We start from the raw sequence: 17,232 nt of genomic DNA on the forward strand, positions 1-17,232 counted from the left end.
CAGTGGCCGGCCGCACGCTCTAGATTGCCGGATAGACCCCGGCTAGCGGTTGTTCGGGCGCACAACAAGAACGAGACCGACTCATGCAGCAATCTCCCCAAGCGCCCAATGCCTGGCGCGTGCTTTTCCTGCTTTTCCTGGCCAATCTCTTCAACTTCTTCGACCGGACCATCCCGGCCATCATCATCGAGCCGGTGCGCCACGAGTGGAGCCTGAGCGATTTCCAGCTGGGCCTGATCGGCACCGCCTTCACCCTGGTGTATGCGATCGCGGGTGTGCCGCTGGGGCGCATGGCCGATACCGGCGCGCGGAGGAAGATCATGGGCTGGGGCCTGGCCGTATGGAGCGGCCTGACTGCCGTGAACGGACTGGCCTGGAACTTCTGGAGCTTCCTGCTGGTGCGCATGGGGGTGGGCATTGGCGAGGCGAGCTACGCGCCGGCGGCCAACTCTTTGATCGGTGATCTCTTCCCTGCCCACAAGCGTGCCCGTGCAATGGGTATCTTCATGCTGGGCCTGCCGCTGGGGCTGGTGCTGGCGTTCTTTACCATCGGTGCGATGGTGAAGGCTTTCGACAGCTGGCGTGCGCCGTTCTTCATCGCCGCCGTGCCGGGGATCATCCTCGCGATCTTCATGTTCTTCATCAAGGAACCGGCCCGTGGCGCCGCGGAGGCCGTGCAGGTCTCCACTGCCGCCCCGGTGGAAAAACCGCTGCGCCGGGTGCTGGCGATCCGTACGTTCTGGTGGCTGACCGTTGCGGGCTTGACCTACAACTTCGCCACGTATGCGACCAACTCCTTCATGGTGCCGATGCTGCAGCGTTACTTCCTGATGCCGCTGGAGCAGGCGGCCATCGCCACCGGCATCATCACCGGCCTGACCGGGCTGGTTGGCCTGACCCTGGGCGGCTGGGTGGCGGACAAGGTGCACCAGAAATCCGAACGCGGACGCTTGCTGCTGGCGGCGTTCAGCATGGCGGTGGCGGCCATCTGCACCGGCTACGCATTGTTCGCCGGCCGCATCGAGATCGGCCTGTTCGTGGGTGTGTTCAGCCTGGGCTGGCTGTTCGCGTACAACTTCTATACCTGCGTCTATACCGCCATCCAGGATGTGGTCGAGCCGCGCCTGCGGGCTACCGCGATGGCGCTGTTCTTCGCCGGCCTCTACCTGCTCGGTGGCGGCCTTGGCCCGGTAGTGGTGGGGCTGCTGTCCGACCACTACTCCCAGGCGGCGATGCTGGCGGCCGGTGCCAGCGAAATGAACGAAACCTTCAAGGCCGTGGGGCTGCACAACGCCATGTTCCTCGTGCCGGTGGCCCTCACCCTGACCATGCTGGCGCTGTTCCAGGCCGCGCGCTGCTTCGTGCGCGATGCGGCGAACATGCGTCAGGGAATGCTGGCCGCAGCGGCCTGACGGTTCGCCGGAAAGCAAGAAGGCCCGCATTTGCGGGCCTTCTTTTTGGGTGACGGGTATCGAGCCGATGGCTGATCAGCCGGCTACCAGCACCCGGATCGACTCCAGTCGCAGCGCGGCCTTGTCCAGCAGTTGCTGGCCTTCGTCACGCTGGTGACGGACAGCTTCCAGTTCGCTGTCGCGCACGCTCGGGTTGACCGCCTGGAGAGCGGTGAGGCGGGCCAGCTCTTCGTCCAGCTCGGCCTTCAGGCGGCGCTTGGCCTCGGCCACGCGCTCGGCATGGCGCGGGGCGATCTTGGCTTCGCTGGCGTTGATCTGTGCCGCGAGCACATCGCGCTGGGCCTGGACGAATTTGTTGGCGCTGCCGCGCGGCACGCTTTCCAACTGGTCGTTGAGGGTGTCGAAAGCCACCTTGGACGCCAGGTCGTTGCCATTGCCATCCACCAGGCAGCGCAGGGCCTTGGGCGGCAGGAAGCGGTTCAGTTGCAGGGCGCGCGGGGCCACGGCTTCGCTGACATAGAGCAGCTCCAGCAGCACGGTGCCGGGCTTGAGCGCCTTGTTCTTGATCAGCGCCACGGCGGTGTTGCCCATGGAGCCGGAGACCACCAGGTCCATGCCGCCTTGCACCATGGGGTGTTCCCAGGTGAGGAACTGCATGTCTTCGCGGGACAGGGCCTGGTTGCGGTCGTAGGTGACGGTCACGCCCTCGTCGTCGCCGAGGGGGAAACCGGCGTCGAGCATCTTCTCGCCGGGCTTGAGCACCAGGGCGTTTTCGGAGTGGTCCTCACTGTCGACACCGAACGCTTCGAACAGGGACTCCATATAGATAGGCAGGGCGAACTGGTCGTCCTGGTCGAGAATGTCCTCGACCAGGCGTTCGCCTTCGCCAGCGCCGCCGGAGTTGAGTTCCAGCAGGCGGTCGCGGCCATTGTGCATTTCGCCTTCCAGGCGCTTGCGCTCGGCTTCGGCTTCGTTCACCAGGGCATCCCAGGCGCTGTCGTCGCCGCCGTCGAGCATCGGCAGCAGGCGCGGGCCGAAGGTGTGCTGGATCGCGCTGCCGGTGGGGCAGGTGGCGAGGAAGGCGTTCAACGCCTGGTTGTACCACTGGAACAGGCGCTCCTGCGGACTGGTTTCCAGGTAGGGCACATGCAGCTGGATGGTGTGCTTCTGACCGATACGGTCGAGGCGACCGATGCGTTGTTCCAGCAGGTCCGGATGGGCCGGCAGGTCGAACAGCACCAGATGATGGGCGAACTGGAAGTTGCGGCCCTCGGAACCGATTTCAGAGCAGATCAGCACCTGCGCGCCGAATTCCTCATCCGCGAAGTAGGCGGCGGCGCGGTCGCGCTCGAGGATGCTCATGCCTTCGTGGAACACGGTGGCGGGGATGCCGGAGCGCACGCGCAGGGCGTCTTCCAGGTCCAGGGCCGTTTCCGCGTGGGCGCAGATCACCAGCACCTTGAACTTCTTCAGCATCTTCAGGGTGTCGATCAGCCATTCGACGCGCGGGTCGAAGCGCCACCAGCGCTCGGATTCATCGCCGAAGTCCTGCTGGGACTGGAAGCTGACTTCCGGGTAGAGGTCCGGGTGCTCGCCGATGGGCAGCTCCATGTACTCGACCGGGTTGGGCAGCGGATAGGGGTGCAGCTGGCGCTCGGGGAAGCCCTGCACGGCAGCGCGGGTGTTGCGGAACAGCACGCGGCCGGTGCCGTGGCGGTCCAGCAGTTCGCGCACCAGGCGCGGCGCGGCTTCCTCATCGCCGCCGGCAAGGGCCTGCAGCAGACCTTCGCCCTCTTCGCCGAGGAACCCCTTGATGGTCCCTTCGGCCTTGGCGCTCAGGCGGCCCTGGTCCAGCAGTTCCTGGACGGCTTCGGCGACCGGACGGTAGTTGGCGCTTTCTGCGCGGAAGGCCTCCAGGTCATGGAAGCGGCTGGGGTCCAGCAGGCGCAGACGCGCGAAGTGGCTTTCCAGACCCAGTTGTTCCGGGGTGGCGGTGAGCAGCAGGACGCCGGGGATGACCTCGGCCAGTTGCTCCACCAGGCGGTATTCGGGGCTGGCCTGCTCCGGGTGCCAGACCAGGTGGTGGGCTTCGTCGACGACCAGCAGGTCCCAGCCGGCGGCGAAGGCGGCATCCTGGGCGCGCTCGCTGCCTTTCAGCCATTCCAGGGACACCAGGGCGAGCTGGGTGTCCTCGAAGGGGTTGCTGGCATCGCTCTCAGCGAAGCGCTCGGCATCGAACAGGGCGACCTGCAGGTTGAAGCGACGGCGCATTTCCACCAGCCATTGGTGCTGGAGGTTTTCCGGTACCACGATCAGCACCCGGCTGGCTCGGCCGGAAATGAGCTGGCGGTGGATGACGAGGCCAGCCTCGATGGTCTTGCCCAGGCCTACTTCGTCGGCCAGCAGTACGCGCGGCGCAACGCGGTCGGCCACTTCACGGGCGATGTGCAGCTGGTGGGCGATCGGCTGGGCGCGCGCGCCGGAAAGGCCCCAGAGGGACGACTGCAGGAGACGCGAGCGGTGTTCCAGCGTGTGGTAGCGCAGGGCGAACCATTTGTGCGGGTCGATCTGCCCGGCGAACAGACGATCATTGGCCAGACGGAACTGGATGAAGTTGTTCAGCTGGGTTTCCGGAAGGATGCGCGGCTCGTTCTGGGCGGTGATGCCGTGGTAGATCAGCAGCCCATCGATATCCTCGACTTCCTGGACGTTGAGCTTCCAGCCGTCGAAGTGGGTGATCTCGTCGCCCGGAGCGAAGCGCACGCGGGTCAGGGGCGCATTGCGCAGCGCGTACTGGCGGGTCTCGCCAGTGGCCGGGTAGAGCACGGTGAGCAGCCGGCCATCCGATGTCAGGATGGTTCCGAGCCCCAGCTCCGCTTCGCTGTCACTGATCCAGCGTTGCCCCGGTTGATACTGCTGCGCCATGCGTGTCTCCCTGAATTGAAAAAAGCCGCGTATGTTAACGGAACCGAGGGCGCAGGGCGACGCCGGATACGGGCCGACTATCCGCAAAAGTGTAGCGAGCGCCGGTAAAGAAACGCCCCAAGTGGCCGACAGACTGACCAAAGGAGGGCGTCATCATGCTGCCACCGATTCCGCAAGGCCTGGTCCCTGTCACGGCCCAGCAGGACGTGGTCAAGCCGCGCCCCGACATCCCGCCCGTCACTCCCATGCAGGAGAGTGCGCAGGAAAGCGCCGTGGGCCTGGAAAAGCGCCATCCCCAGGAAGCCGAGGAGTTGCTGCGTGAAGAACAGCGACGCCGTCAGCGGCGAGGCTATACGCCCCAGGAACTTGCGGCCGGGGAAGTTGCAGAAGAGGACCAGGCGGTTCTCGAAGAGCTTCCGCGCCAGGGGCTGTGGGTGGATGTGGAGGTCTGAGGCGCGCAGAATGAGGCGTCTCATTTGCTGAAGCCGATAGCGGTGGACCTGTTCGACGATATTCCCCTCCAACTGCCAAATGCCGAACTGCGCTACGAGCCAAATTTCCTTTCCCGGGATGAGGCCAGCGACTGGTTGACGCGTCTGGTGGCCGAGACCCCCTGGGAGCAGCCGCAGGTTTACCTGCATGGCCGCTTTTACCCGGTGCCTCGACTGGTGGCCTGGTACGGCGATGCCGAGGCCCGCTACCGCTATTCCGGACTGACCCACGAGCCTTTGCCCTGGACGCCCTTGCTGGCGGAGATTCGCGCGCGGGTCGTGGCGGCTGTGGGGCAGCCGCTGAATGGCGTGCTGCTCAATTATTACCGCGACGGCCAGGACTCCATGGGCTGGCACAGTGATGATGAGCCCGAGCTTGGGCGCAACCCGTTGGTCGCCTCGCTCAACCTGGGCGGCACCCGTCGCTTCGACCTGCGGCGCAAGGGCAGTAACCGCATCGAACATTCCCTGGAACTGGGCCATGGCGCACTACTGGTCATGAGTGGGCAGACGCAGCATCATTGGCAACACCAGGTGGCGAAGACCCGTACCCCTTGCGCCCCCCGGCTCAATCTCACCTTCCGTTGGATTCGCTGATGAGCAACGACGACAACCTGATCGATTTCGGCGCCGAGCGCGACAAGCGCATCCATGATGTCCATGACAAGCGCCTGGACGACATGCGCAAGGCCTTCGAGCAAGCCATGCCGCTGTCCAAGGGCAAGAAGGGCGGCAAGAAGCCGAAGAAGCGCTGAGAGCACCTCCTCTCCTGCTTCTTGTGGGAGATTCCATGTCAATCAGCCTTGCAGCGACCCTGTAGGTTGGTCCGAGCCGAGCGAGGCCTAAATCGACCTCGCACGTTGGGCTTCGCGGAGCTCAGGCACAACCTAGAAAAGTCGCCCTGCTGTCGGTGGGCGAACTCATTCGCGAATGAATGCGCTCCCACGGTTCGCTTCGCCCCTCCTTCTCCCGGCCACCCCCCCCCCTCGAAAATTGACCTGGATCAGTCTCCCGCAAGCCTGCTCACGGGTGCTCGTCGCCTATTGATCCAGGTCAATTTTCCACTCCTGCCGTGCGAGTAACTTGAACCCATCGAAGCAACAACGCCACAACGCAGGAGGCAGATCATGTTCGTCGATACAGTCGTTCTCGCCGGTATAGGCACCGTCGGTCTCATGGTCGCTTTCTTCGCCGGTGTTGGTTACTTCATCTGGAAGGACTCGCACAAACGCAATCCGCGTTGAGTTTTCTGGGTTTACAGGCACGCAAGGCACCTCGGGCGACTTCGGTCGCCCATTTTTTTGTCCCCACTTTTCTTCCTCCGCGGCCCGCGCCAGACTGGCGCCATGCCGATCCAGACCCTTTCTCGCCTCAATGAACTCGACCCGCAGCAATGGGATGCCCTGCTGCCGGACGATCAGCCTTTCCTGCGTCATGCCTTTTTATCCACCCTGGAAGAAAGCGGCAGCGTGGGCGGACGCAGCGGGTGGCATCCTGCTCACCATGTGCTGCGTGGACCGAAAGGCACGTTGCGCGCCGCGCTACCGGCTTATCTGAAAAGCCATTCCTATGGCGAGTACGTGTTCGATTGGGCCTGGGCCGATGCCTGCCAGCGCGCGGGCATTCCTTATTACCCCAAGCTGCTTGCGGCCGTGCCCTTTACCCCGGTGGGGGGCGCGCGCGTGCTGGCGGTGGACGACGCCTCAGCCAGCGAGCTACTGGATGCGGTAGTCGCCGATGTGGCCGCCGACGACCTGTCCGGCTTGCACATCAATTTCACCGATGCCTTTGCCGACCACCATCTGCGCGGGCGTGAAGGCTGGCTGGAGCGCCTGGGCTGCCAGTTCCATTGGCGTAACCACGGGTATCGGGATTTCCAGGACTTCCTCGACGCCTTGAGTTCGCGCAAGCGCAAGCAGATCCGCAAGGAACGCGAACAGGTGGCGGGGCAGGGGATCGAGTTTCAGTGGCGCCAAGGTCGGGAACTGGGTGAGGCAGACTGGGATTTCGTCTACGCCTGCTACGCCAACACTTACCGGGTGCGCGGCCAGTCACCGTACCTGACGCGTAGGTTCTTCAGCCTGCTGGCGGAGCGGATGCCGGAAGCCATTCGTGTGGTGCTGGCGCTGCAGACAGGCCGGCCGGTGGCGATGGCATTCTCGCTACAGGGTGGCGATACCCTGTACGGGCGATATTGGGGTTGTCTGGCAGAGTTCGACAGGCTGCATTTCGAAACCTGCTTCTACCAGGGCATCGACCAGGCGATTGCCACGGGACTTCAGCGCTTCGATGCAGGCGCTCAGGGTGAGCACAAGTTGATTCGGGGATTCGAGCCGGTGATCACCCGCTCCTGGCACTGGCTCGCCCATCCCGGCTTGCGGGCTGCGGTGGGCGATTTCCTGGTGCAGGAGCGGGGTGGCGTGCTGGCCTACGCCGAGGAGGCGCGAGACCTGCTGCCGTATCGGCGGGATTGATCAGCCGATCTGGGGGAGGTCGGGGGTGGCGGTGCTGCCGCCCCACTCGAGGAAGCGGAGCTTGTGGACTTCGCCGTCGCTGTCTTCGTAGACGAGCGTGACGGGCACTACGCCGGTTTTCTGGGAGGTGTCGGTGCGATGCAGCACTTTCTGGATATCGACTTCCATCCCGTAGTGGTAATCCACCGGCGAGATGCCGGAACCTTGATTCTGAGGGCCATCCTGGGCGAATACGCTGGGCGCGAGGCTGGTGAGCAGGGCGCTTACAACCGAGGCCATTTTCATAGGCTTTTGTTCCTCTGTTGGGTTTCGCTTACAAGGGACTTTATCTGACCGATTGAAGACGGTTAGTTCAAGTGCCCCCGATCCCTGTACCCCATCTGAGCGTTTTTTGATCACTCGCAATCGCCCGAGTTTGAGGTTCTGCGACCGTTTGTCGCAGTCCCTGAAAAAACTTCGATTTTGGTCTAGCTGGTACCAGCGTGCCACGCGTTGCGAGCCGGGTACCCGGAGGATGCCCGGCTCCTGTCGCTCAACTGTTGCTGGTATGGCTGCCCCATTCGAGGAAGCGAACCTTGTGCAGGTCGCCCTGGCTGTCCTCATAGACCATGGTCACCGGCACCACGCCTGTGCGCTGGGTTGCGTCGGTGCGATACAGGACGCGCTGGACGTCCAGTTCCATGCCGTAGTGATAGTCGACTGCGGGAATGCCGGCGCCTACGTCGCGCTGGTGCTCCTGTGCGAACACACTTGGAGCGAGGCTGGCGAGAACGGCGCTGACGGCGGATGCGATCTTCATGGGCTGATCCTCTCGGGTTCCGTAGTGGGTTTCAGGTGAAACCAGATACGGGGCCCATATGACCAGCCGGCTGCGCCCGATTGAAATCAAAGCGCCTTGTAGTGGAGATCAGCCGCGTCGATGAAGCGACGCGGCCAGAACTCATTCCACGCCGACGAATCCACCTGTCTGGTGTTGCCAGAGGCGCGCGTAGAGACCACCGTGCTCCAGCAATTGCGCGTGGCTGCCGCTTTCCACGATGCGCCCCTTGTCCAGCACCACCAGGCGATCCATGCGAGCGATCGTGGACAGCCGGTGGGCGATGGCGATGACTGTCTTGCCGCGCATGAGGGTTTCGAGGCTTTCCTGAATGGCCGCTTCCACTTCGGAGTCCAGCGCTGAAGTGGCTTCGTCGAGGATCAGGATGGGGGCGTCCTTGAGCAGAACGCGGGCAATGGCGATGCGCTGACGCTGGCCGCCGGAGAGTTTCACGCCACGTTCGCCGACATGGGCGTCGAATCCGCGTCGGCCGTTTGCGTCCGAAAGCTGGGGAACGAACTCACCCGCGCGGGCCTTGTACACCGCTTCCAACAGTTCCGCATCACTGGCGCCGGGGCGACCGTAGAGCAAGTTGTCACGGATCGAACGGTGCAGCAGCGAGGTGTCCTGGGTGACCATGCCGATCTGCGCCCGCAGGCTCTCCTGGGTTACCTGGGCGATGTCCTGACCGTCGATGAGGATGCGCCCGCTTTCCAGGTCGTAGAGACGCAGCAGCAGGTTGACCAGGGTCGACTTGCCGGCGCCGGAGGGGCCGACCAGTCCGATCTTTTCGCCAGGCCGCACCACCAGGTCGAGGCCTTCGATCACGCCGCTGCCTTTGCCGTAGTGGAAAGCGGTGTGCTCGAAGCGTACCTCGCCCCGGTCGACCTTCAGCGGTTGAGCGTCCGGTTGGTCGGTCACCTGACGCGGCACGGCGATGGTCTGCATACCGTCCTGCACCTGGCCGATGTTGTCGAAGATGCCGGTGACCACCCACATGATCCAGCCGGACATGCTGATGATCCGGATCACCAGGCCGGTGGCCAGGGCGATGGCGCCGACGCTGATCAGCCCCTGGTTGCACAGCCACAGGGCGAGGCCGCAAGTGCTGACGATCAGCAGGCCACCCATGATGGTCACGGTGGCATCCATGGCGGTGATCACCCTCGCCATCGCCTGGGATTTGCGGGTCTGGTCGCAGATGGCCTCGCGGGCGTAATCCTCTTCCTTTCGGGTGTGGGCAAAGAGCTTCAGGGTGGCGATGTTGGTGTAACCATCGACGATGCGCCCCATCAGCCGCGAGCGGGAGTCGGAGGACTCCACCGAGCGCTGTTTCACCCGTGGCACGAAGTAGTGGAGGGCGCAGAGGTAACCGGCTATCCACAACACCAGGGGAACCATCAGGCGCCAGTCGGCTTCGGCGAACAGCACCAGCGAACTGATCGCGTAGATCAGCACGTGCCAGAGGGCGTCCACCGCTTGCACTGCCGAGTCCCGGAGGGAGTTGCCGGTCTGCATGATGCGCTGGGCGATGCGCCCGGCGAAGTCGTTCTGGAAGAAGCCCAGGCTCTGTTTCAGCACATAGCGATGGTTCTGCCAACGAATCAGGTTGGTCAGGCCGGGCGTGATGCTCTGGTGCACCAGCAGATCGTGCAGGCTGTTGAACAGTGGTCGCAGGATCAGCGTCACCACGGCCATCCAGGCCAGTTCCGCGCCATGCAGCTGGAAGAGTTCGCCCGTGGGGGTGGTCTGGACCAGGTCGACGATGCGGCCGAGGAAGCTGAACAGCGCCACTTCGATCAGGGCAACGATCAGCCCCACCAACAGCAAGGCGCTGAAGATCGGCCAGACCTGGCGCAGGTAATAGGCGTAGAAGCGCAGCACGCTGCGCGGGGGCATTTCGTCTGGCGCCTGGCGAAAGACATCGATCAGGCGCTCGAAGCGTTGGAACAGCATGGCGAATCCATCCGAAGGTGAAGCGATCGGCCCGGGCTTCCTGCCCGGGCCGAGGGCGTCAGAGCCGTTTGGCGGAGAGAATCACCACCGGTTGCAGCGGAACGTTCTGGAACATGCCGCGATTGCCGGTGGGGACATTGGCGATCTGGTCCACGACATCCATGCCGCGTACCACCTTGCCGAACACTGCATAGCCGAAGTCGCGGCTGCCGTGGTCGAGGAAGGCGTTGTCGTTGTGATTGATGAAGAACTGGCTGGTGGCCGAGTTCACCGCCTGGGTGCGGGCCATGGCCAGGGTGCCGCGCAGGTTGCGCAGGCCGTTGTCGGCTTCGTTCTTGATCGGATCACGGGTGTCTTTCTGGCTCATGTCGGTATCGAACCCGCCGCCCTGGATCATGAATCCGGGGATGACGCGATGGAACACCGTGCCGTTGTAGAAACCGGCATCCACGTAGTCGAGGAAGTTCTTCACGCTGACCGGGGCCTTGTCGGCTTCCAGTTCTACCTCGATTTCCCCGGCGCTGGTGGTCAGCAGCACGTGGGGCTTGTCGGCAGCCATCAGGTTCAGGGAGACGAACAGGGCGCAGGCGCCCAGGACAAGTTTCTTCAGCATGGGATTTGTTCCTTGTTGCGCTCCACTTCATCAATGAAGTTGAGCAGGGTGGCGTTGAAACGTTCGGGTTGATCCAGGGGAGTGGCGTGACGGGAGTTCTCGATGACCACCAGGCGCGCGTTCGGCAGTTCCTTCACGTAGGTCTCTTTCTGGGCGACCGGGGTGTAGTCGCTATCGGCGGTGATCACCAGGGTCGGGCACTGGATGCGCTGCAGGCGATCGCGCACGCCCCAGCCAATGATGGCGTCCAGCGCGGAGAGATAAGCGCGCTTGTCGTTCTGCGGCCAGCGCTCTTCGATCTTGCGGCGCAGGTCGGCCTGCTCGGGTAGCGGGAACAGAAGGCCGCCAAGCGCCTTGGCGATGCTTTCGAGGCTGAGCAGGCGCGAGAGTGTCCAGCGCTTGGCGATCTCCAGGAAATCCTTCGGCGTGCGGGGTTTCACCTCGGGGCCGCTGTTGACGATGGTCAGGCTGCGGAGCAGTTCCGGGTGATCGACACCGAGCTGGAAGCCGATCATTCCGCCCATGCTGATGCCGACCAGATGCACGTCGATCAGCTTGAGGTGCTCGATCAGCGCCGCCACGTCATCGGCGAAGGCGGCGATGCTGTATCGCTCATGGGGCTTGTCGGAGCGGCCGTGGCCGCGCACATCGATGGCGATCACCCGGTAATGGGCGGCGAGGGCGGGGACCTGGTATTCCCAGTCGCGGGTGCTGGAACCGAGGCCGTGCACCAGCAGCACGGGCATGCCGCGGCCGTAGTCCTCGTAGTGAAGCTGGCAACCGTCGTTCTCGAAATAGGACATGTGACCTCCTGTCAGGCGCTGGGAAGCGGAGCGGCGAAGGGGGCATCCAGGGGGGCGGAGTCGAAGGTCTTGATCAGTTCGACCAGGATCTGCGACGCCGGGCCGAGGGCCTTGTCCTTGTTGGCATATAGATAGAAGGAGGGATGGCGACTACCACCTTGCTCCATGGGCAGCGGCTTGAGCTGGCCTTCCTTGAGTTCCCGCTCGATGAGATGGCGCGGCAGCCAGGCGAAACCGAGGCCGCTGCTGACGAAGTTGGCGGCTGTGGACAGGCTGCCAACGGTCCAGCGTTGTTCCGCACCCAGCCAGCCGACGTTGCGCGGCTGGGTCCGGCCGGTATCGCGAATCACCACCTGCAACTGGCTTTCCAGGTCCTGGAAGCTGATCTCCCGTTGCAAGCGATGCAGGGGATGGTCGGGGTGAGCGACGGCGACGAATTCTACCGAGCAGAGTCCGGCGCCCAGGTAGCCTTGGATATCCAGTGTGGTGATGGCGAGGTCGGCCGAGCCTTCCAGCAGCACTTCCTCCACGCCGGACAGCACTTCTTCCCGCAGGCGCACGCGGCAACCGCGGCTCTGCGGCATGAAGGCGGTGAGGGCGCGCACCAGGCGGGCATTGGGATAAGCCGCGTCCACCACCAGGCGTACTTCGGCTTCCCAGCCTTGCTCCATATGGTGGGCAAGTTCTTCCAATTGGCTGGCCTGCTTGACCAGTTGCCGCGAGCGTCGCAGCAGCACTTCACCGGCTTCGGTCAGTACTGCCTTGCGGCCTTCGATGCGCAACAGCGGAACGCCCAACTGCTCCTGCATGCGCGCAACCGTATAACTGACCGAGGATTGCGAACGATGGGTCGCTTCGGCGGCCTGGGCGAAACCGCCGTGGTCCACGACCGCTTGCAGGGTTCGCCACTGGTCCAGTGTCACGCGCGGGGCTTTCATGCGGAGCTGCTCCTCTAGCTGCTTATGCCGGCAAATTGCGCGCGCTCATGGCGCTGATTCCGCTTGCGGCGCTCTGTTAAGCTGGCGGTCTCTGCACTGGAGATCGCCCATGAAAAAGCTGTGCTGTGCCTTGTTCGCCCTGCTGCCAACCCTGGCCTTCGCTTACCCCATCGAAGTGGAGAAGCAGTACAACGGCGCCGAACTCGTCTACGACACCACGGACATCGACAACAACCTGGCCGCCATCAACATTCAGAACGTCGGTGGAACCCCGGCAGAGTGCAAAGTGGTATTCGTGAACGGCCCGGAGACGCCCAAGGTGCGCAAGGCCGTCATCGAGAACGGCAAGAGCGCTTACCTGACCGCCAATTTCAGCCGCGCGATCATCAAGCTGCGGATCAAGCTGACTTGCAATCCCAAGTAGTCAAAACGCGAATTCGGGCACAGCAAGCAGCCTAGTGCCCCTCCTACTACAAATCAACTTTCTTGATATTTCGAAGCGGATATTTACGCTTTTTCATCGATTAATGACGATCTAATCTGCGCCCCATCGACGCAATCAACCCCCGGTGGAGGTAGCCCAAATGTCCCGTGTACTCGTCATCGAAAGCAGCGCCCGTCAGCAAGGTTCCGTTTCCCGCCAGCTCACCCAGGACTTCATCGCCAAGTGGCAAGCCGCCCACCCGGCAGATGAAATCACCGTTCGCGACCTTGCTATCGAACAGGTTCCGCACCTGGACGGCGACCTGCTGGGCGGCTGGATGAAGCCCGCGGACCAGCAGAGTGACAGCGAGAAAGCCGCCCTACAGCGTTCCAACCTGCTGACCGAGGAACTCCTGGCTGCCGATGTACTGGTCATGGCTGCCCCCATGTACAACTTCGCCATCCCCAGCACCCTGAAGTCCTGGCTGGACCACGTGCTGCGCGCCGGCGTCACCTTCAAGTACACCGAAACCGGCCCGAAAGGCCTGCTCACCGGCAAGCGTGCCTTCGTCCTGACCGCTCGCGGCGGCATCTACTCCGGCAGCCCGATGGATCATCAGGAACCCTACCTGCGCCAGGCCATGAGCTTCATCGGTATCCATGACGTGACCTTCATCCACGCCGAAGGCCTGAACATGGGTAACGAGTTCCAGGAGAAAGGCCTGGCTTCGGCCAAGGCTCAACTGGCCCAGGTTGCCTGACGCACCGTTTCGCTCTCCGCTCCTCCAGGTGCGCGGACGCTCCGCGAGCGCACCTTGCCTGCCCGGCCTGATTCAGGTCGGGCTTTTTTGTGCCTGGGAAGAGGGGAGGCCGGCGGCCTCCATGGCGAATGAATTCGCCCCTACAGGTAAGGCAAGAGAGGGCGCTTCGCTAATCCGCCATGCCGTTTTCAACAATGCGGGCGACGGCCTTGCCCGGCTGGTCAGTTTTCGCCCTTGATAAGCTTTCGCTCGCGGCAAGGAAGGCGTATGTTCGCCGGCTGCTTTGCGAGGCCCCAGATGATTTCGCTCCATTCCTTTACCTGCCTGCCGAGGCGACCATGAAGCTGTCCGGTCGCGGTGTCGCGCTGTCGCTGACGGCGTCCGTCCTGTTTGCCCTGATGCCCGGATACGTGCGTGAGCTGGCGCCGCTCGATGGCGTGCAGATTTTCGCCCAGCGCGTCCTCTGGTCGATTCCGGTGGTGCTCCTGTTGCTGGCCCTGACTCGCCAGTGGTCCACCTTCATCAGCGTGCTCGGGCGTCTGCGGCGCGAACCCTTGCTATTGGCCTCCTTGCCGCTCGCGGCAGTGTTGATCGGCCTGCAGTGGGGGCTTTTCCTCTGGGCACCGCTGCAGGGGCGGATGCTGGAGGTTTCCCTTGGGTACTTCCTGCTGCCTCTGGCGATGGTCGTGGCGGGGCGGGTGTTCTATGCCGAGCACTTGCGGCCGCTGCAGTTGCTGGCGGTGCTCTGTGCGTTGGCAGGGGTGCTCCACGAGCTCTGGCTGACGCGGGCGTTTTCCTGGCTGACCCTGGTCACCGCCCTGGGTTATCCACCTTATTTCATGCTGCGTCGCTGGATGCGGCTGGACGCACTGTCCGGTTTCATCCTGGAAATGGCGGTGCTGGCGCCGCTGGCCATCTGGCTGATCCTGAACTTCTCGCCGCCGGGGGCCTTCAGTCAGGCGCCACAACTCTGGTGGCTGATTCCGGGCCTCGGGTTGTTGGGGACCCTGGCCTTCGCCGCGATGATGGCGTCCAGCCGACTGCTACCGCTCGGGCTGTTCGGGATTCTCAGCTATGTGGAGCCGGTGCTGCTGTTCGCGGTGGCTGTGGCCTTCCTCGGCGAGCCGTTCAATCCCGCACAGCTGTGGACCTACCTGCCGATCTGGCTGGCGGTGCTGCTGATTGGTTGGGATAGCGCCAAGCTGCTACGCAAGCAGGCCCGACAGGGCTTCTAGCACGTGGTCCCGCAGCAGCGGGGCCAGGTTCTCCGGATGGGGCTCGCCGGGCTCCAGCCAGGCCAGTTCCTCCAGTTCGGCTGCGGCTTCCACACCGTGGGGCAGGTGGGCGACGAAGATTTCCGCATCGACCCAGGTCTCCGCCTCGTTGGCGGCCGGCGCGTTGAACCGACCCAACGGACGCAGGGCCGACGCTTCCAGGCGTAACTGCAGCTCTTCCCAGAGCTCACGCCGCAACGCTTGCAGCGCACTTTCCCCAGCCTCGCGCTTGCCTCCCGGCAACATGAACGCACGGGTGCCGCGCTTGCGCACCAGCAGCAGTCGATTTTCTTGGTCCAGCAGGCAGGCGGCGGCGATGTTCAGCGTGGTCACGGTGTTTCGGCTTCCGGGAGGAGTTGGTAGTGCAACTGCACCACGCCGGTGGGGAAGCTGCGCTGTTCGCGAAGCTGGAGGCGGCGTCCGAGTCCGGTGGCGAACATCGGGATACCCGCGCCCAGAAGCAGCGGTATGAAGCTGACCACCAGTTCGTCGAGCAGCCCGGCAGAGTAGCAGGTCCCCGCCAGCGAGCCACCCCCTGCCAGCCAGATGCGTTTGCAGCCAGCGGCAGTCAGTTGGTCGATGGCCTGGGCCGGCGTGTCGTGACTGATCTGCACCTCTGGCGCCGCGGGCGGCAAGTCGCTCCGGCTCAGCACGATGCAGGGCTTGGCCGGGTAGGGCCAGTCGCCCCCGAAAGCCTGGATGGTTTCGTAGGTCGCACGCCCCATCAGCAGGCCATCGATGCTGTCGTAGAACGCCTGGTAGCCGTGGTCCTCGCCGGATGCCGCGATGGGGTCCAGCCAGTCGACGCTGCCGTCGGGACGAGCGATGTAGCCGTCGAGGCTCGCGGCTATGTAATAAATCAACGCTGCGCGCATGTCGAGGCTCCGGAAATGGGTGGGAAAAGCGTATACCCGCTGGGCGATTCCGTCGCTGTATCACTCGGAAATCGGGCGTTTGCTCGCAACTCCGGGTAACCTATGCAGCTGTTTACGCTTTCGATCGAGGTAGCCCTGTGTTTTCCCAATTCGCCCTGCACGAACGTCTGCTCAAGGCCGTTGCCGAACTCAAATTCGTCGAGCCGACTCCGGTGCAGGTGGCGGCCATTCCGCCTGCCCTGGAAGGGCGCGACCTTCGGGTGACTGCCCAGACCGGTAGCGGCAAGACCGCCGCCTTCGTCCTGCCGCTGCTCAACCGCCTGATCGGCGAGGCCAAGCCGCGCGAACGCATTCGCTCACTGATCCTGCTGCCGACCCGCGAGCTGGCCCAGCAGACCCTGAAGGAAGTGGAGCGCTTCTCCCAGTTCACCTTCATCAAGTCCTGCCTGGTTACCGGCGGTGAAGACTTCAAGGTGCAGGCCGCGCTGCTGCGCAAACTGCCGGACATCCTGATTTCCACCCCCGGCCGCCTGATCGAGCACCTCAATGCCGGCAACCTCGACCTGCGTGAAGTGGAAGTGCTGGTGCTGGACGAGGCCGACCGCATGCTCGACATGGGCTTTGCCGAGGACATGCAGCGCATCACCGAACTATGCAGCAACCGCGCACAGACCCTGCTGTTCTCCGCCACCACCGGCGGTAACGCCCTGCGCGAAGTGGCCAACAACGTGCTGCGCGATCCGCTGCACCTGCGCCTGAACAGCATCGACCAACTCAGCGAAGGCACCCGCCATCAGATCATCACGGCCGACCATCCCGAGCACAAGGAACAGCTGGCGCGCTGGCTGCTGGCGAACGAGACCTACCAGAAGGCGATTATCTTCACCAATACCCGCGTCCAGGCCGATCGCCTCTACGGCCATCTGGTAGCCGGCGGCTACAAGGCCTTCGTGCTCCATGGCGAGAAGGACCAGAAGGATCGCAAGCTGGCCATCGACCGCGTGAAGCAGGGCGGCACCAAGGTGCTGGTGGCGACCGATGTCGCTGCCCGCGGCCTGGATATCGAAGGCCTGGACCTGGTGATCAACTTCGACATGCCGCGTTCCGGCGATGAGTACGTACACCGCGTTGGCCGTACCGGCCGCGCCGGTGGCGAAGGCCTGGCGATCTCGCTGATCTGCCACAACGACTGGAACCTGATGTCCAGCGTCGAGCGCTACCTCAAGCAGAGCTTCGAGCGCCGGGTCATCAAGGAGCTGAAGGGCACCTACGCCGGTCCGAAGAAGGTCAAGGCATCCGGCAAGGCCGCCGGCGTCAAGAAGAAAAAGACCGACAAGAAGGGTGACAAGAAGGCGCCAGCCAAGGCCGCCGCACCCAAGCGCAAACCGAGCAAGCCTCGCGAAGAGTCCCGCGTGGTCAGCAACGACGGCCTGGCGCCACTCAAGCGCAAGAAGCCGGCGGCGGAGTAAG

General features: G+C 63.8%; 19 protein-coding genes. 10 read left to right on the forward strand and 9 right to left on the reverse strand.

Going from position 1 to position 17,232, the window contains the following annotated elements; all coding sequences use genetic code 11:
* The first annotated feature begins 83 nt into the window (after positions 1-83).
* Positions 84-1,412: an MFS transporter gene (locus E8E95_RS09130; protein ID WP_280349537.1), complete on the forward strand. Its 1,329-nt coding sequence runs from the start codon at positions 84-86 to the stop codon at positions 1,410-1,412.
* A 75-nt stretch (positions 1,413-1,487) separates the two neighbouring features.
* Here the strand turns inward: E8E95_RS09130 and rapA are convergent, their stop codons facing one another.
* Entirely contained in the window at positions 1,488-4,337 is a 2,850-nt protein-coding gene (gene rapA, locus E8E95_RS09135; RefSeq protein ID WP_280349538.1) for an RNA polymerase-associated protein RapA, read from the reverse strand.
* Positions 4,338-4,492: 155 nt separating this feature from the next.
* On the opposite strand from rapA, the gene E8E95_RS09140 reads away from it, so the two are divergent.
* From E8E95_RS09140 to E8E95_RS09160, 5 genes are all read left to right on the forward strand, one after another.
* Positions 4,493-4,789, forward strand: a complete 297-nt coding sequence (locus E8E95_RS09140) for an aspartate-semialdehyde dehydrogenase (RefSeq protein ID WP_077526376.1) — start codon at positions 4,493-4,495, stop codon at positions 4,787-4,789.
* A 42-nt stretch (positions 4,790-4,831) separates the two neighbouring features.
* Complete coding sequence (locus E8E95_RS09145; RefSeq protein WP_280349576.1) at positions 4,832-5,425, forward strand: alpha-ketoglutarate-dependent dioxygenase AlkB; 594 nt, start codon at positions 4,832-4,834, stop codon at positions 5,423-5,425.
* Positions 5,425-5,583 (forward strand): hypothetical protein, encoded by a 159-nt coding sequence (locus tag E8E95_RS09150; RefSeq protein ID WP_179060845.1) that lies wholly within the window; start codon positions 5,425-5,427, stop codon positions 5,581-5,583. Before E8E95_RS09145 ends, E8E95_RS09150 begins: the two co-directional genes overlap by 1 nt.
* A gap of 372 nt (positions 5,584-5,955) precedes the next feature.
* Positions 5,956-6,072 (forward strand): cytochrome c oxidase subunit CcoM, encoded by a 117-nt coding sequence (gene ccoM / locus E8E95_RS09155; protein WP_280349539.1) that lies wholly within the window; start codon positions 5,956-5,958, stop codon positions 6,070-6,072.
* A 102-nt stretch (positions 6,073-6,174) separates the two neighbouring features.
* Positions 6,175-7,302: a GNAT family N-acetyltransferase gene (locus E8E95_RS09160; protein WP_280349540.1), complete on the forward strand. Its 1,128-nt coding sequence runs from the start codon at positions 6,175-6,177 to the stop codon at positions 7,300-7,302.
* Here E8E95_RS09160 and E8E95_RS09165 read toward each other — a convergent pair whose 3' ends face one another.
* From E8E95_RS09165 to E8E95_RS09190, 6 genes are all read right to left on the reverse strand, one after another.
* A complete protein-coding gene (locus E8E95_RS09165; protein ID WP_280349541.1) occupies positions 7,303-7,587 on the reverse strand; it encodes a DUF2790 domain-containing protein in 285 nt (94 codons plus the stop codon).
* A 247-nt stretch (positions 7,588-7,834) separates the two neighbouring features.
* The gene (locus tag E8E95_RS09170; RefSeq protein WP_280349542.1) at positions 7,835-8,101 is read right to left on the reverse strand and encodes a DUF2790 domain-containing protein; all 267 of its coding nucleotides are present in this window, start codon (positions 8,099-8,101) and stop codon (positions 7,835-7,837) included.
* A 141-nt stretch (positions 8,102-8,242) separates the two neighbouring features.
* Positions 8,243-10,075 (reverse strand): ABC transporter ATP-binding protein, encoded by a 1,833-nt coding sequence (locus E8E95_RS09175; RefSeq protein ID WP_280349543.1) that lies wholly within the window; start codon positions 10,073-10,075, stop codon positions 8,243-8,245.
* Positions 10,076-10,133: 58 nt separating this feature from the next.
* Complete coding sequence (locus E8E95_RS09180; RefSeq protein ID WP_179060841.1) at positions 10,134-10,688, reverse strand: peptidylprolyl isomerase; 555 nt, start codon at positions 10,686-10,688, stop codon at positions 10,134-10,136.
* Positions 10,682-11,491: an alpha/beta hydrolase gene (locus tag E8E95_RS09185; protein WP_280349544.1), complete on the reverse strand. Its 810-nt coding sequence runs from the start codon at positions 11,489-11,491 to the stop codon at positions 10,682-10,684. Before E8E95_RS09185 ends, E8E95_RS09180 begins: the two co-directional genes overlap by 7 nt.
* Before the next feature lie 11 nt (positions 11,492-11,502).
* A complete protein-coding gene (locus E8E95_RS09190; RefSeq protein WP_179060839.1) occupies positions 11,503-12,429 on the reverse strand; it encodes a LysR family transcriptional regulator in 927 nt (308 codons plus the stop codon).
* A gap of 109 nt (positions 12,430-12,538) precedes the next feature.
* On the opposite strand from E8E95_RS09190, the gene E8E95_RS09195 reads away from it, so the two are divergent.
* The 3 genes from E8E95_RS09195 to rarD all read left to right on the forward strand — a co-directional run bounded on the left by E8E95_RS09195 (position 12,539) and on the right by rarD (position 14,848).
* On the forward strand, positions 12,539-12,853 hold the full coding sequence (locus E8E95_RS09195) for a 3-phosphoglycerate kinase (RefSeq protein WP_179060838.1): 315 nt from the start codon (positions 12,539-12,541) through the stop codon (positions 12,851-12,853).
* Positions 12,854-13,013: 160 nt separating this feature from the next.
* Positions 13,014-13,613 carry an FMN-dependent NADH-azoreductase gene (locus E8E95_RS09200; RefSeq protein ID WP_179060837.1) on the forward strand — a complete coding sequence of 200 codons (600 nt, stop codon included), beginning with the start codon at positions 13,014-13,016 and terminating at the stop codon, positions 13,611-13,613.
* A gap of 338 nt (positions 13,614-13,951) precedes the next feature.
* Positions 13,952-14,848: an EamA family transporter RarD gene (gene rarD / locus E8E95_RS09205; RefSeq protein WP_280349545.1), complete on the forward strand. Its 897-nt coding sequence runs from the start codon at positions 13,952-13,954 to the stop codon at positions 14,846-14,848.
* On the opposite strand, the gene E8E95_RS09210 is transcribed toward rarD, so the two are convergent.
* Together E8E95_RS09210 and E8E95_RS09215 are read right to left on the reverse strand one after the other, a co-directional pair.
* Entirely contained in the window at positions 14,819-15,220 is a 402-nt protein-coding gene (locus E8E95_RS09210) for an NUDIX domain-containing protein (RefSeq protein ID WP_280349546.1), read from the reverse strand. The two genes, rarD and E8E95_RS09210, sit on opposite strands and share 30 nt — an antisense overlap.
* The gene (locus E8E95_RS09215; RefSeq protein WP_179060812.1) at positions 15,217-15,762 is read right to left on the reverse strand and encodes a dihydrofolate reductase family protein; all 546 of its coding nucleotides are present in this window, start codon (positions 15,760-15,762) and stop codon (positions 15,217-15,219) included. The genes E8E95_RS09210 and E8E95_RS09215 overlap by 4 nt, the downstream gene beginning before the upstream one ends.
* Positions 15,763-15,899: 137 nt before the next feature.
* Between E8E95_RS09215 and E8E95_RS09220 the strand changes: the two genes are divergently transcribed.
* Entirely contained in the window at positions 15,900-17,231 is a 1,332-nt protein-coding gene (locus E8E95_RS09220; RefSeq protein WP_280349547.1) for a DEAD/DEAH box helicase, read from the forward strand.
* The last annotated feature ends 1 nt before the right edge of the window (position 17,232 follow it).

Origin of the sequence: Pseudomonas sp. BN414, from assembly GCF_029871275.1 — a bacterium.
GTDB lineage: Bacteria > Pseudomonadota > Gammaproteobacteria > Pseudomonadales > Pseudomonadaceae > Metapseudomonas > Metapseudomonas resinovorans_C.

What these genes read in the sequence shown, in the direction of transcription:
- E8E95_RS09130 (WP_280349537.1), top strand. Translation starts at nt 84, where the DNA reads ATGCAGCAATCTCCCCAAGCGCCCAATGCCTGGCGCGTGCTTTTCCTG.
- rapA (WP_280349538.1), bottom strand. Translation starts at nt 4,337, where the DNA reads ATGGCGCAGCAGTATCAACCGGGGCAACGCTGGATCAGTGACAGCGAA.
- E8E95_RS09140 (WP_077526376.1), top strand. Translation starts at nt 4,493, where the DNA reads ATGCTGCCACCGATTCCGCAAGGCCTGGTCCCTGTCACGGCCCAGCAG.
- E8E95_RS09150 (WP_179060845.1), top strand. Translation starts at nt 5,425, where the DNA reads ATGAGCAACGACGACAACCTGATCGATTTCGGCGCCGAGCGCGACAAG.
- ccoM (WP_280349539.1), top strand. Translation starts at nt 5,956, where the DNA reads ATGTTCGTCGATACAGTCGTTCTCGCCGGTATAGGCACCGTCGGTCTC.
- E8E95_RS09160 (WP_280349540.1), top strand. Translation starts at nt 6,175, where the DNA reads ATGCCGATCCAGACCCTTTCTCGCCTCAATGAACTCGACCCGCAGCAA.
- E8E95_RS09165 (WP_280349541.1), bottom strand. Translation starts at nt 7,587, where the DNA reads ATGAAAATGGCCTCGGTTGTAAGCGCCCTGCTCACCAGCCTCGCGCCC.
- E8E95_RS09170 (WP_280349542.1), bottom strand. Translation starts at nt 8,101, where the DNA reads ATGAAGATCGCATCCGCCGTCAGCGCCGTTCTCGCCAGCCTCGCTCCA.
- E8E95_RS09175 (WP_280349543.1), bottom strand. Translation starts at nt 10,075, where the DNA reads ATGCTGTTCCAACGCTTCGAGCGCCTGATCGATGTCTTTCGCCAGGCG.
- E8E95_RS09180 (WP_179060841.1), bottom strand. Translation starts at nt 10,688, where the DNA reads ATGCTGAAGAAACTTGTCCTGGGCGCCTGCGCCCTGTTCGTCTCCCTG.
- E8E95_RS09185 (WP_280349544.1), bottom strand. Translation starts at nt 11,491, where the DNA reads ATGTCCTATTTCGAGAACGACGGTTGCCAGCTTCACTACGAGGACTAC.
- E8E95_RS09190 (WP_179060839.1), bottom strand. Translation starts at nt 12,429, where the DNA reads ATGAAAGCCCCGCGCGTGACACTGGACCAGTGGCGAACCCTGCAAGCG.
- E8E95_RS09195 (WP_179060838.1), top strand. Translation starts at nt 12,539, where the DNA reads ATGAAAAAGCTGTGCTGTGCCTTGTTCGCCCTGCTGCCAACCCTGGCC.
- E8E95_RS09200 (WP_179060837.1), top strand. Translation starts at nt 13,014, where the DNA reads ATGTCCCGTGTACTCGTCATCGAAAGCAGCGCCCGTCAGCAAGGTTCC.
- rarD (WP_280349545.1), top strand. Translation starts at nt 13,952, where the DNA reads ATGAAGCTGTCCGGTCGCGGTGTCGCGCTGTCGCTGACGGCGTCCGTC.
- E8E95_RS09215 (WP_179060812.1), bottom strand. Translation starts at nt 15,762, where the DNA reads ATGCGCGCAGCGTTGATTTATTACATAGCCGCGAGCCTCGACGGCTAC.